Annotated in this window: 12 protein-coding genes; 10 read left to right on the top strand and 2 right to left on the bottom strand. The window is 58.2% G+C overall.

Going from position 1 to position 13,548, the window contains the following annotated elements; genetic code table 11:
* Positions 1 to 133 precede the first annotated feature (133 nt).
* Genes ACR0BI_RS14160 through mdoH form a run of 4 tightly spaced genes read left to right on the top strand, consistent with a single transcriptional unit; the run spans position 134 to position 6,119 of the window.
* The gene (locus ACR0BI_RS14160; protein WP_170609350.1) at positions 134 to 1,504 is read left to right on the top strand and encodes a tetratricopeptide repeat protein; all 1,371 of its coding nucleotides are present in this window, start codon (positions 134 to 136) and stop codon (positions 1,502 to 1,504) included.
* Positions 1,505 to 1,537: 33 nt separating this feature from the next.
* Complete coding sequence (locus tag ACR0BI_RS14155) at positions 1,538 to 2,755, top strand: OpgC family protein (protein WP_170594865.1); 1,218 nt, start codon at positions 1,538 to 1,540, stop codon at positions 2,753 to 2,755.
* The gene (locus ACR0BI_RS14150) at positions 2,752 to 4,251 is read left to right on the top strand and encodes an OpgD/OpgG family glucan biosynthesis protein (RefSeq protein ID WP_480562347.1); all 1,500 of its coding nucleotides are present in this window, start codon (positions 2,752 to 2,754) and stop codon (positions 4,249 to 4,251) included. The genes ACR0BI_RS14155 and ACR0BI_RS14150 overlap by 4 nt, the downstream gene beginning before the upstream one ends.
* Positions 4,248 to 6,119, top strand: a complete 1,872-nt coding sequence (gene mdoH, locus ACR0BI_RS14145) for a glucans biosynthesis glucosyltransferase MdoH (RefSeq protein ID WP_480562348.1) — start codon at positions 4,248 to 4,250, stop codon at positions 6,117 to 6,119. The genes ACR0BI_RS14150 and mdoH overlap by 4 nt, the downstream gene beginning before the upstream one ends.
* Here the strand turns inward: mdoH and ACR0BI_RS14140 are convergent, their stop codons facing one another.
* Positions 6,120 to 6,935 carry a PHB depolymerase family esterase gene (locus ACR0BI_RS14140; RefSeq protein WP_170391879.1) on the bottom strand — a complete coding sequence of 272 codons (816 nt, stop codon included), beginning with the start codon at positions 6,933 to 6,935 and terminating at the stop codon, positions 6,120 to 6,122.
* Positions 6,932 to 7,405 (bottom strand): rhodanese-like domain-containing protein, encoded by a 474-nt coding sequence (locus ACR0BI_RS14135; RefSeq protein WP_480562349.1) that lies wholly within the window; start codon positions 7,403 to 7,405, stop codon positions 6,932 to 6,934. Before ACR0BI_RS14135 ends, ACR0BI_RS14140 begins: the two co-directional genes overlap by 4 nt.
* 220 nt (positions 7,406 to 7,625) lie before the next feature.
* Between ACR0BI_RS14135 and ACR0BI_RS14130 the strand changes: the two genes are divergently transcribed.
* From ACR0BI_RS14130 to ACR0BI_RS14105, 6 genes are read left to right on the top strand one after another with little or no spacing between them, the layout of a single operon-like run.
* Complete coding sequence (locus tag ACR0BI_RS14130) at positions 7,626 to 10,496, top strand: monovalent cation/H+ antiporter subunit A (RefSeq protein ID WP_170420921.1); 2,871 nt, start codon at positions 7,626 to 7,628, stop codon at positions 10,494 to 10,496.
* Positions 10,496 to 10,855, top strand: a complete 360-nt coding sequence (locus tag ACR0BI_RS14125) for a Na+/H+ antiporter subunit C (RefSeq protein ID WP_170391885.1) — start codon at positions 10,496 to 10,498, stop codon at positions 10,853 to 10,855. Before ACR0BI_RS14130 ends, ACR0BI_RS14125 begins: the two co-directional genes overlap by 1 nt.
* Complete coding sequence (locus ACR0BI_RS14120; RefSeq protein WP_170420919.1) at positions 10,852 to 12,390, top strand: monovalent cation/H+ antiporter subunit D; 1,539 nt, start codon at positions 10,852 to 10,854, stop codon at positions 12,388 to 12,390. The genes ACR0BI_RS14125 and ACR0BI_RS14120 overlap by 4 nt, the downstream gene beginning before the upstream one ends.
* A complete protein-coding gene (locus tag ACR0BI_RS14115; protein ID WP_170392908.1) occupies positions 12,390 to 12,887 on the top strand; it encodes a Na+/H+ antiporter subunit E in 498 nt (165 codons plus the stop codon). The genes ACR0BI_RS14120 and ACR0BI_RS14115 overlap by 1 nt, the downstream gene beginning before the upstream one ends.
* Positions 12,884 to 13,153, top strand: coding sequence for a K+/H+ antiporter subunit F (locus tag ACR0BI_RS14110; RefSeq protein WP_170391889.1), 270 nt, complete (start codon positions 12,884 to 12,886; stop codon positions 13,151 to 13,153). The genes ACR0BI_RS14115 and ACR0BI_RS14110 overlap by 4 nt, the downstream gene beginning before the upstream one ends.
* 7 nt (positions 13,154 to 13,160) lie before the next feature.
* On the top strand, positions 13,161 to 13,547 hold the full coding sequence (locus ACR0BI_RS14105) for a Na+/H+ antiporter subunit G (RefSeq protein ID WP_170401276.1): 387 nt from the start codon (positions 13,161 to 13,163) through the stop codon (positions 13,545 to 13,547).
* Position 13,548 lies beyond the last annotated feature (1 nt).

Genomic DNA, 13,548 nt, shown 5'->3' with positions numbered 1-13,548 from the left:
TCGGCGGTTTTTTTCGCGTTTCTCACACACGGGATTTCACCAATTCGAGAGCAGGGTCGATACTGTTACGACCCGGCTGCACACTCTGTTACATCGAACAGTGTAGAACGTCGCAATCAGATTGGACCCGAGTATGAAACAAGACGTCTTTGGACAGATGAACTCCCTGAACCAGCCCGCAAGCGTCGAGGCATGGGATGGTGTTCTCCTTGGGTTCATGGCGCATGCCGCTGTCACACCGCAACATCTGGGCAAGGTGCTGGAGCTTGAGCCGGACTTTGCGCTGGGCCATGCGGTCAAGGGGCTGTTCATGGTTCTGCTGGGCCGGCGTGAGATGATCGCGGTCGCTGCCGAAGCGCTGAGTGCCGCGAATGCAGCGATGGAGCGTCAGCCCGTTTCAGCCCGGGAAAGGCTATATGTCGAGGCGCTGGGTTTGTATATGGCCGACCTTCCATCACAGGCCGTTCAGAAATTTGAAGAGATTCTGCGAGCGCACCCAACTGATACTTTGGCCATGAAGCTCAGCCATGCGACGCGTTTCGTTCTGGGCGATGCTGCGGGGATGCGTCGGTCGATCGAACGGGTGATGCCAGCGTATGAACCCGACCACGCCGGACGTGGATACTTGCTGGGGTGCCACTCGTTCGCGCTGGAGGAAACCGGCGCCTACGAGAAAGCCGAGATCGCCGGTCGTCAGGCCTTGTGGATGGTTTCGGACGACGCCTGGGGATTGCACGCTGTAGCGCACGTGCACGAGATGACGGGCAACGCGCAGCTGGGACTGGACTGGCTCGCGGGACGCGAGGACGCTTGGGCGCATTGCAACAATTTCCGCTATCATGTCTGGTGGCACAAGGCGCTGATGCATCTGGATTTGGGGCAAGTCGATCAAGTTATGGCGCTTTACGATCATCACATCCGCCAGGACAAAACCGACGACTATCGCGATATCTCGAATGCAACCTCGCTGCTGTCCCGGCTAGAGCTTGAGGGCGTTGATGTTGGCAACCGCTGGGAAGAACTGGCCGATCTCAGCGCAGCACGAACCGAAGACGGATGCTTGATCTTCGCCGATCTTCACTACTTGCTGGCATTGACCGGGGACAATCGTTCGGAGGCTACAGCAAATATGCTGCAGCGTATTCAAAATGACGCCCAGCGCAATCAGGGTGACACGCCGATCCGCATGTCCGACCCGGGCATTGCCGCCGCCAAGGGGCTTGAGGCCTTTGGAGAAGGCCTTTACGGCCAAGCCTTTGATTTTCTTTCAAATGCCCGGGGTGGGATGCAACTGGCGGGTGGCAGCCACGCCCAACGTGATGTATTCGAGCGTATCACCATTGATTCCGGCCTGCGCGCTGGCCGCCTGGATGCTGTCGAGCGCATCCTGGACGACCGCCGCGCCAAACGTGCCGGGGGAGAGGACAATTACGCCCTCGCCCGCCGAGAATTGATCGAGGCCGCACGCGACAGCGGCGACGCACAAAGCGTCCCCGCCGAATAACAACAATAAAAGACCAAGAAGGACAGAAACCGTATGGCGACCGCATCGCCCGCTTCTGATTTTGCTCCGGTGGCGTCTCAGGTCGCCGCCCCCGCCGCTACGCGCGATCCGCGGTTGGATTTCTATCGCGGCATCGCGATGTTCATCATCCTGATTGCCCATATTCCGAACGATCCGTGGGCCAAATGGATACCTGCCCGCTTTGGCTTTTCGGACGCAACCGAGATCTTCGTATTCTGTTCAGGCATGGCTTCGGCAATTGCTTTTGGGGGGGCGTTCATGCGCAAAGGCTGGTGGATGGGCACCGCACGCGTGAGCTTTCGCATCTGGCAGGTCTACTGGGCGCATATCTGCCTGTTCTTCTTTGTCGCGATGACAATGGCGGCCCTGAACCAGAGTGGGCTGTTCGAGAAAAACTATATCTCCTCTCTCAATCTACAGCATTTCTTCAACGATCCGGCGTCACAGATCGTCGGACTGTTCACCCTGACCTATGTGCCGAACTACTTCGATATTCTACCGATGTATCTGGTGGTACTGGCGATGATGCCCCTGTTTATGGGGCTATATCGTATCGGATTCTGGGCGGTCGCCATGGCCTCGGTCACGATCTGGCTCGTTGCACAATTCGACTACCTTGACCTGCCGGCCGAGCCCTGGTCAGAGCGCCAGTGGTTCTTCAACCCATTCGGGTGGCAATTGCTGTTCTTCACCGGCTTTGCGTTCATGCGAGGTTGGATTCCAGCGCCGCCGGTGTCGAAAACTCTGATCTGGGCGGCAGCATTGTTTTTGATCTTCTCGATGCCGTTCGGCTCGTGGAAGGTATTCACTTGGATCAATGCAGCAGCCCCTGATCTGGCTGATGAGATTCGCAAGGTCTGGCCAGTGACCAAAGAATTTCGCGACAAGACCGACTTTGGTCTATTCCGATATCTGCATTTTCTGTCGCTTGCCTATCTGGGTTGGGTTATCGCCGGTGAGCATGGCCGTCGCCTGATAGCGACCGGTCATGGGGCAGCCGCAAAGGTCTGGCAGTTCCTGCTGACCATCATCACCAAAGTGGGTCAGCAATCGCTCGCGGTGTTCGTATTTTCTATGGCAGCAGCACGACTTATCGGCGTCGGACTGGACCTGAGTGGGCGGGATGTTGCCAGTGTGTTCATCGCCAACATGATTGGCTTTGCCATGATCATCGGCGTGGCTTATCTGGCCGCCTGGTTCAAGTCACAACCTTGGAAATCAAAGAAATGAACTTTACACGTCGCGCTTTTCTCGCCTCATCAACGGCTCTGGCCTTCGCCCCAGCGGCATATGCCACAGGTGGAGAGACCCCGTTCAGCCGAGACGACGTCATCGCAATGGCCCGCGACCTGGCCAGCCGTGATTATGCCGAACGTGAGATGGTTCCGCAGGAGTGGCAGGACCTGACGTATCAGCAATACCGTTCAATACGGTTCCGGCTGGGTCGCGCGCTGTGGTACGAGACCGAGACGCCCTTCAACGTCGATTTTTTCACGCCGGGCCTGTATTTTCCACGCACAGTGAAAGTATCGACCGTCGAGGACGGTATGACCAAGCCGGTCGCCTTTGATCTGGCCATGTTCGATAAGTCTGAAGACGTACCTGAGCTGCCCATTGACGACACGCTGGGCTTTTCAGGTCTACGCCTGCGTACTGAGATGCACCGCCCTGGCGAGACAGACGAGTTCTGCGTTTGGCAAGGGGCCAGCTATTTCCGCGCCATCGGTTTGCACGAAGTCTATGGCCTTTCGGCCAGAGGGCTCGCCTTGAAGACCGGCGATCCAGATGGCGAGGAATTCCCCGAATTCATTCGTTTCTGGTTGGAGCGTCCAGAACCGGATCAACGTAACATGGTCGTTCATGCGCTCATGGACAGCCCAAGCGTTACAGGGGCCTATCGCTTCCACGTTACCGCCGGTTCAGATTGCGTGATGGATATTGAAGCCACCCTGTTCCCACGTACCGAACTGCCCCATGTCGGCATCGCGCCCGGCACATCTATGTTCCTGTTCGATCAGACTAATCACAGCCGTTTCGATGATTTTCGCCCCGCAGTGCACGACAGTGACGGGTTGATGATCCGCAACGGCGCAGGAGAGGTTCTGTGGCGCCCGCTTGCGAACCCGACTCGCCTGCAGATCTCGTCTTTTGTCGACACAAACCCCCGCGGCTTTGGCCTGATGCAACGCAAGCGCAAGTTCTCGGACTATGCGGATCTTGAAGCCAATTATCACAAACGCCCAAGCTTGTGGGTCGAACCCAGCGAAGACTGGGGTAAAGGCACTGTCACGCTTGTCGAAATCCCAGCGGATCAGGAGATTTATGACAACATCGTCGCCTATTGGCGCCCGATGGAACCCTACGCAGCAGGCAGCCAGATTGATCTGTCCTATCGCCTGATCTGGGGCGAGGAACCGCAGCACACCCCTATGGCCCGCGTGATCAACACCGCGATGGGCGACAACACGTTCGGCGAGGGCCGTTTGGCTGTGATTGATTTCGAAGCCAGTGAGCTGCTTGACGATCCCGAGGCCATCACGGTGTTTGTCGACTCGCCCCATGCCGAAACTTCAGAAGGCGTTCTGCAGCGTAACCCAGACACGGGCGGGTTGCGGCTGGCGTTCTCATTCGAACCAGGCGAACGCAACCACGTGGAACTGCGCGCGCAGTTGCTGAAAGACAAACAACCAGCCTCTGAAGTCTGGCTTTACCGTTGGACCATATGAACCGCGATCTTCATATCATGCCGCCCGAGGCCCCTCTGGCGATGCCAGCGCAGAACTTTGCGCAGGGATTCCGCGATGCGCAGGTACCTGCCGGAGGTCGAATTCCTTCCGTCGGGTTCTGGCGCGCGCTGGTCTTCTCACCTGCCATGGCGGCGGCTTTGGGTCTGCTCTGGGTCATGTCCGACTGGTTCAGCGCCGAAGGGATTAATCTGGTCGAAGGTATCCTGCTGACGCTAATCTCGTTCAATTTCTTCTGGATTTCCTTCACGGTCTGCACCGTGCTGCTGGGCATGGTCTCGCTGTCCCGGCAAGAGCAGCCAAAGCGTGAAGGACGCTCGCAACCGTTGCGCGTGGCGCTGTTGACGCCTGTCTATAACGAAGTGCCGTGGAACGTGCTGGGGAACGCCCGTACGATGCTGGAAGACCTGCAGAAACGCGGTGGTCAGCACCACTATGCCATGTTCATTTTATCCGACACGCGCGACCCCGAGATCGCCGCGCAGGAACAGGCCAGCGTTGAGGCGTTGCGGACCACGCTGGCACCGGGGCTTGAACTCTATTACCGCCGCCGCCCCCAGAATACGGATCGCAAGGTCGGTAATATTGCCGATTGGGTCAGCCGCTGGGGCGCGGACTGGGATGCGATGTTGGTGCTGGATGCCGACAGCCTGATGACGGGTCGCGCGATCTCGCGCCTGACCGATGCTTTGGCCCGCGATCCCGGCGCAGGCCTGATCCAAAGCTATCCGCAGCTGATTGGCGCGCAATCGGTCTTTGCCCGGATGCAGCAGTTTGCCAACGGCGTCTATGGTATCGCCTTTGCCGAAGGCCTCGCGCGCTGGTGCGGGCAAGAAGGCAATTATTGGGGCCACAACGCCATCATTCGCACCTGTGCATTTGCTTCTAGCGCAGGTCTGCCCAAGTTGCGGTCGCTCAACGGACAAGACAAGCTGATCATGAGCCACGATTTCGTCGAGGCCGGATTGCTGCGCCGCGCAGGATGGGCCGTGCGCTTTCTGCCGCGCATACGCGGATCATATGAAGAAACGCCCCCCACCCTCATTGACCACGCAATGCGCGATCGCCGCTGGTGTCAGGGCAACCTGCAGCACCTGAAACTGCTGGGTTCGACCGGCTTCCGCGCAGTCTCGCGGTTCCATATGTTCCACGGAGCGGTCGGATATCTGATGTCGCCGCTATGGTTCGCACTTTTGGTGATGTGGGCCTTGATCGGTCAGGGCAAGGACGCCTCGGTCCTGCATTACTTCAGCCCGGACAATCCGCTGTTCCCGCAATGGCCAGAAATGTCCGAAACACGGCATGTGCTGATCATTCTGGTGATGTATGCGATGCTATTGGCGCCCAAGGTTTTGGGCGTCGCTGCCCTGCCCCTCAGCGGTGTGCGCTATTCCGATTTCGGCGGAGCGCGAAAATTCTTCACTTCATTTCTGTCCGAAGTCATCCTGTCGATCCTCTATGCCCCTATACTTATGGTGCAGCAGATGATTGCAGTGTTCCGCACCGCGTTGGGCATTCAAAAGGGCTGGTCCCCGCAAGCGCGCGATGGTGGCAGCTACGGGCTGCGCACGCTGATCCTGTGCCACAGCCTTGAGACTATCATCGGCGTCGCGCTTAGCGTTGGCATCCTCGCCGGTCTGGTCTCGGTCTGGCTGGCCCCGATTGCGATCAGCCTGGCACTGGCGATCCCATTGTCTGCGCTCAGCGGCGTATCGGCAGGCACCGCGCGCCGTATGGTTGGTATGCGCGAAGATGTCAGTGAGCCTGCAATTACACGCTCGGCCCGGCGCTATCGCGATGAGTTGAAGCGATTGATCGAAGGCAAAGGCGTGATCACACCGGCGGAATGATCACCCGCCGGGCAAGCCCTCGTACCAGTCCACCATCATATCAGCCCAGCCGTTTGGCACCGTATGGCCACCCGGGAACAGAGCAAATTCCAAGGCGCTGCCTTCGGCACACCCCATCCAGTTGCGACGCATAAACTGGCCCGTGGTAGAAAACCCGCTGGGCTTGGTATCGGCACACTCATTGGCGACCCGCCAGATTTCCAATCCGGCAAAGATATCGCCCTGGTGGAAACGGCCTCCGCCCAAAAGGCGGCCCTCCAGCGGCACCACATTGTCCGTCCAACCATGGGTGTGGAACATGCGTACCGGACCATCACAGCTTTCGGGATGTGGCCGCCAGAACCCGCCTGAAACCGGGACATAAGCAGAAAATGAATCCGGCGCAGCGCAGGCGAGGTAATAAACCATGAACGCGCCAGCCGAGAAGCCGCCCAGCACCACGCGATCCGGGTCGATATCAAACCGGTCGGCGGCGTCCTGCACTACTTCACGAAGAAAAGCGGGTTCATCCCGACCTTCCCAACCGGGAAAGAAGTTCCAGCTTTTTCGGCCGTTTCTCTCGGACCCTTCCGGTGCCATCACCGCGTAGCCGCGCGCCAGCAACGGCTCGACCATGGATCGATTCTTGAGCGTACCGGTGGCGCTGCCGCCATAGCCGTGCAGGAACACAACCAGCGGAGGGTTCTCCGCTTTCGGCAGTTCGATGTGATATCCGCCTGATGCGGTTTCGCACATCCCCTCGGTATCGCCACAAGCCGCAAGGCCAGGTTGCCCGGCAAAAACAAAGCACGCGGCCAACCAGTGTCTGACACTCATCCCGTTTCCTCTTCATAATCGTTGACAGGCAACCCAGCCCGCACCCAACCGGGCCCGGCCGCCGAACCCAGCATGCCCTCGGGCACGTCGATGATATTGGTAAATCCAGCCTCGGTCAGTCGATTGCTTAATCGGGCCGAGCGCACCCCGCGTGCACAGATCAGTGCGACAGGTGCAGATCGGTCCCCGCCGAGCAGGTGGTCCAGCGCCTGCACAAAATCCTCGCGGCGCATGTCGAGCGGATACGCCCCTTCGGCAACCCCGGTCGCCCGCCATTCGCGTGGGGTTCGGATATCGATAAGATGGATCGCGCCGTCGAGAACCTGTTGATGGGCCGTGGCCACCGCAATCTGACCACCAGCATAGGCCTGCGGGATCAACCGGTATTCGCGGATTGCGAAACCCGCTGCAATAGCGGCCCCTCCGCCCAATAGGACCCATCTGCGGGTTCGGCGTTTCCCTTCTGCCATGCGGCACTCTCCTGCATTGTCAGATCGGTATTATCATACGGCAATTCGCGACGCTTTCAGGAAATCCAACCCTAAGATCAAGTTCGCGTCATAGTTACACAGGTAGATCACGTCCAATATGTGCGCTTTAGGACCTTTCGGAACCTTGCAATTTCCGGACAGTCAATAAATTATCCCTAGTAATTCAGTCATATTGACCGCACAGACCGGAGTATCGCACTTGTCCCTATTCCTTATCGCGGCCCTTCCCTTCCTCGGAGCTGTCTTTCCGGCCCTCCTGATCCGGGCAGGACGAAACGCAGCAGCATCAGCGGCTGGGTTGACCACCTTCCTCGCGTTGATGGGATTGCTGATCCACATTCCCAGCGTCATGCGCGGTGATGTTGTGACCGCGCGGTTCGACTGGATACCCGGGCTTGGCCTAAACGCGAACTTCATGCTGGACGGCCTGGGTTTTTTGTTCGCCCTGCTGATCCTGGGCATCGGTCTTCTGATCATCCTCTACGCACGATTCTACTTGTCGCGCGAGGATCCGATGGGGCAGTTCTATACCTACCTGCTGCTGTTTCAGGGCGCTATGGTGGGAATTGTTCTGTCTGACAATATCCTGCTTCTGCTAATATTCTGGGAACTTACGTCGCTCAGTTCATTCTTGCTGATTGGTTATTGGAAGCACCTGCCCGAGGGTCGTCAAGGCGCGCGTATGGCTTTGGCCGTGACCGGTTCGGGCGGGCTGGCGATGATCGCAGGGATGCTTATCCTCGGCAATATCGTGGGATCTTATGACCTGAGTGTCATTCTGCAGAACAAAGAGCTGATCCAGTCCTCGCCGTACTACCTTCCTGCGCTGATCCTGATCTTGCTTGGCTGTTTCACCAAATCGGCGCAATTCCCGTTCCATTTCTGGCTGCCGCACGCGATGGCGGCTCCGACGCCAGTGTCGGCCTATCTGCACTCGGCCACAATGGTGAAGGCAGGCCTGTTCCTGATGGCCCGGATGTGGCCGGTTCTGGCGGGTACGGATGCGTGGTTCTACATCGTCGCCACTACCGGTTTGATCACCATGCTGCTGGGTGCCGTGATTGCGCTGTTCAAGGATGATCTAAAGGCGCTGTTGGCGTTTTCGACGGTGTCCCATCTGGGTCTCGTGACGATGCTACTGGGCTTTGGCACGACGATCGCCGCTGTTGCAGCCGTCTTCCACATCATCAACCACGCGACGTTCAAGGCGGCCTTGTTCATGACCGCCGGGATCGTGGACCACGAGACCGGCACACGCGATGTCAAACGGCTGGGTGGTTTGCGGCATCTGATGCCGATCACGTTTACTATCGGCACCATCGCTGCCCTGTCGATGGCCGGTCTGCCACCGCTGAATGGTTTCCTCTCGAAAGAGATGATGCTGGAAGAGACAGTCCACACGACTTGGCTTAACTCGCCTTACTTGGTACCCGGCTTGGCGCTTCTGGCTGCGCTATTTTCAGCGGCCTACTCCTTTCGCTTTGTCAGCCATGTCTTCCTTGGGCCCGAGCGGGACGATTACCCCGCGCATCCGCATGACCCGCCTGTCGGTCTTTGGTTGGCGCCGGCGTTCCTTGTGGTGCTGGTCGTCCTAATCGGCCTCTATTCTGCTGCCATCGTTGGCCCGCTTGTCGCGGTTGTCTCCAGCGCCGTGATCGGGGGCGAGAAGCTGCCTTATTACTCGCTGAAACTGTGGCACGGCTTTACACCTGCGCTTTACATGTCGGTGGTCGCGACGCTGGGAGGCCTGTTCCTGCTGTCGTTGCACAAACGCGGCGACCAGATATGGAACGCCCTGCCCCGGCCCGAGGCAAAGGCGATCTTCGAGGCAATCATCGACGCGCTGACCCGTCTCAGCCGCTGGATTACGGACGAGCTGCATAATGGTGTGCTCAGCCGATATGCGATCATCTTCGTGGCTTTTGTCGTTGGGCTTGGCTACTACGCCTACACCACCGGCACCATTGGCGTTGAAACACGCGTACCGCTTGAGGCTCAGGTCATCCCGATCATCGGCTGGATCTGTCTGGTGGGTGCGACGCTGGCGATCATGTGGTTCCACCGCAACCGCCTGCTGTCGCTGGTGTTGATCGGGGTGGTTGGCCTGATCGTTTCGATGGCATTCAACTACCTATCTGCCCCCGATCTGGCGCTGACACAGATTTCGGTCGAAGTGGTGACGATGATCCTGCTGTTGTTGTCGCTGAACTTTCTGCCGACCGATACACCCTGGGACAGCAGCGCGGCACGGCGTTGGCGTGATGCGGCAATTTCGGTGGTTGCCGGGATCGGCTCAGGCGCTTTGATCTATGCGCTGATGATGCGGGATTTTGCTTTCCCTACGATCTCGGAATTCCATCTGGCCAATTCGTACAAAGGTGGCGGTGGCACCAACGTCGTGAACGTGATCCTCGTAGACTTCCGGGGTTTTGATACCTTTGGCGAGATCATCGTGCTGGGCATCGCAGCCCTGATCATCTACGCCCTGACCGAAGCAGTGCTGAGCACCAATGTGCGCAGTTACCTGCTGAACCGTAAACCACATTGGCCGCAGTCGGGTGACTCTCACCCATTGATGATGGTGGTCGTCACCCGCGTGATGATGCCCATCGCATTAATGGTCGGGGCCTATATCTTCTTCCGAGGCCACAACCAGCCCGGCGGCGGCTTCATCGCAGGCCTCATCGTCGCGATCGCCTTCCTGATGCAATATATGGCCAGCGGCTATACCTGGGCGATTGAACGGCAGCGGTTCTACTATCACGGCACCATCGGTTGGGGCGTTCTGATCGCCGCTGCCACTGGTCTGGGTGCATGGTTCAATGAACGCCCGTTCCTGACCAGCGATTTCGGTTATATCCACTGGCCCCCGCTGGAAGAATTCGAATGGGCCACCGCGATTCTGTTCGATACCGGCGTCTTCCTTGCGGTACTGGGCGCTGTGATGCTGGCGCTCGACAGCCTGTCGCGCTTCGCGTGGCAGCCGGGAATGGCACAAGAATTCCCGATGGATATCAACCCGCTGCGGGATAGCCCTCAGGATGAAGATAACGAGAAGGAGCAGGCCTGATGGAAGCGCTCGTAGCCTCTGCAGTCGGCGTGATGACCGCCGCCGGGATATTTCTGATCCTGCGCCGTCGTACATTCCCAGTCATTCTGGGCCTGTCCCTGATCACCTATGCGGTGAACGTGTTCCTATTCGCCACCGGGCGGCTGGCGCTGAACGCACCTGCCGTTCTGAACAAATATGAAGATGTCCCCTATACCGACCCGCTACCGCAGGCGCTGGTGTTGACGGCCATCGTGATCTCATTCGGGATGACGGCGGTGATCGTGATGATTTCGCTGTCCGCCTATCTGTCCTCGAAGGATGACCATATCGATATGAGCGCAAGCGATAGCGTGGACGCGCCGGGAGAAGACGCATGAACCATTGGATCGTCGCGCCGATCGTCCTGCCCGCGATCCTGGCCCCGTTTATCATTATGGTGTTGCGATATCATTTGGACCTTCAACGCATCTTCTCGGTCGCCGGCGTCGTGGGATTGCTGGGTATCGCCTTGACCATTACCGCCCAGGCATCGGGTGGCGAGGTTCAGGTCTATGAGCTCGGCAACTGGCCCGCACCGTTCGGCATCGTAATGGTGTTGGACAAACTTTCGGCCATGATGGTGTTGTTGACGGCCCTGCTGGCCCTGCCGGTTGTCCTTTATGCCATCGGCTCTGGCTGGGATGAGAGAGGCAAACACTTCCATGCTCTACTCCATTTTCAGCTAATGGGTGTCTGCGGTGCTTTTCTCACCGGCGACGCCTTCAACCTCTTTGTGTTTTTCGAGGTCCTGCTGATTGCCTCTTACGGCCTCATGACGCATGCAGGTGGCGCAGTGCGGTTGAAGGCCGGGGTTCAGTACGTCGCCTATAACCTGCTCGGCTCGACCTTGTTCCTGTTTGCATTGGGTACGATTTATGCTGTGACCGGCACGCTCAACATGGCTGATCTGGCCGTTCGCGTGGCCGATATCCCACCCGAAGACACCGCCTTGCTGCGGGTTGGAGCAGTCTTGCTATTACTGGTTTTCTGTATCAAGGCCGCAGTGTTGCCACTGCATTTCTGGCTTCCTGCAAGCTACGCAAATGCGCCGCTGCCCGTTGCGGCGCTGTTCGCGATCATGACCAAAGTCGGTGCTTATTCGATCCTGCGGGTCTATACGCTGGTCTTTGGGCCCAATGTAGCCGCAACCGAAGGGCTAGTCGGTAGTTGGCTACAACCTGCAGCGCTGCTGACATTGGCCGTTGGCGCTATTGGCATTCTGGGCTCGCAACATATCGCGCGAATGGTGGCCTTTTGCGCCATCGCGTCGATGGGCACATTGCTGATTGCGATCTCGTTGTTTAGCGAGGCCGCGACGGCGGCAGCGCTCTACTATATCTTCCATTCGACGCTGGCGACGGCGCTGCTGTTCCTAGTCGCGGACATGGTAATGGAGCGCCGTGGCGGAGCCATAGCCCCTTCGACGCCGATGCCGCAATCCGGTCTGATCTCAGCCCTGTTCTTTGTCGGCGCCATCGCGATGGCTGGCATGCCGCCGCTATCGGGCTTTGTGGGCAAGCTGCTGGTACTGGACGCCTCACGTGGCGCGCCCGATGCAAATGCGGTCTGGGCCGTGATCTTGATCGGGTCGTTCGTCACAATCGTGGGTCTGGCCCGCGCGGGAACGCTGATCTTCTGGAAAAGTCACGACGCCCAACATAATGTTACGCCTGAGCCAACCGAAGAAGCCAGCCCACCAACCGCGCCCGAGCCCTATCCGGGCCTCGCCTTTACTTCGGTGTTCGGCGCGGTTCTGGGACTTGTGCTGCTGACACTGTTTGCAGGTCCGGCGCTGCAATATGCCAGCAACACGGCCGTGCAACTGTTCGCGCCGGAAGATTACATTTCGGCCGTGCTGGGAGGGGAAGAATGATGAAGCTTCTGCACCGTATATTTCCGCATCCCCATCTGACCGCACTACTTACACTGGTGTGGGTGTTTCTGGCAAACACCGGGTCTTTGAACTCGGTGGTCTTTGGCCTGCTACTGGGCATCATCATTCCGTTTATCACTCAGCCCTATTGGCCGGATCGCCCGAAACTGCGCAATTGGCCGATGGTGGCGGAATACATGTTGGTTGTCTTATGGGATATCGTGATGGCCAATATCGCGGTGGCCCGGATCATCCTGTTCAAACGCGACGCAGACCGCCAGCCAAGCTTTGTCAGCGTGCCGCTGGAACTGCGCACGCCCGAGGCCATCACAGTTCTGGCCGGAACCATCACCATGACCCCCGGCACCGTCAGTTGCGATTTGTCCGCACAAGGGCACTACCTGCTGGTTCATTGTCTGGATGCACCGAACCCCGAAGAGGTGCGCGACCAGATCAAACAACGCTATGAGCGCCGCCTGAAGGAGATTTTCGAATGATCACCTATGCGATCTACTTTGCTTTTGCCTGCTTCGGCGCTGCGATCATGATGTGCTTGTGGCGTATCATTACTGCCGACGGTGTCGGTACCCGTGTTCTGGCCCTAGATACCATGGTGATCAACACCATTGCTCTGCTTATCCTTTACGGCTTGAGTATCGAGACCGAGATCTTCTTTGAATCCGCCATGATCATCGCCATGCTCGGCTTTGTCTCAACCGTGGCTTATGCGCGCTTTATGTTGCGTGGCAATATCATCGAATGAGCGTGGCATGACCTTTATCTTCGAACTGCTCATCGCATTCTTCCTGATCGTATCGGGCATTTTCGGCTTTGTCGGATCATTCGGCATGATCAAGCTGAAAGACCCCATGTCCCGCCTGCACGCACCCACCAAGGCAACTACGCTGGGCGTGGGCGGCGTCCTGCTGGCCTCGATCGCGCATTCGGTTTTGCTTGAGGGCAAACTGTCGATGCACGAGTTGTTGATCACGCTCTTTCTGTTCCTGACGGCCCCGATCACGGCCCTTTTCATTGCCAAATGGCACATTCATCGCCATGAAAAGCCCAGCGATCTGCCAGACGCAGGCGAGGATGAGCTTTGGGCCACCCACGCGGTCGAACAGGTCGAGGACGTCCCGGACCACAGTACGAACTGAG

The sequence above is a fragment of the Ruegeria sp. E5 genome, from assembly GCF_056534105.1.
This window is presented reverse-complemented; position numbering and strand designations above follow the sequence as displayed.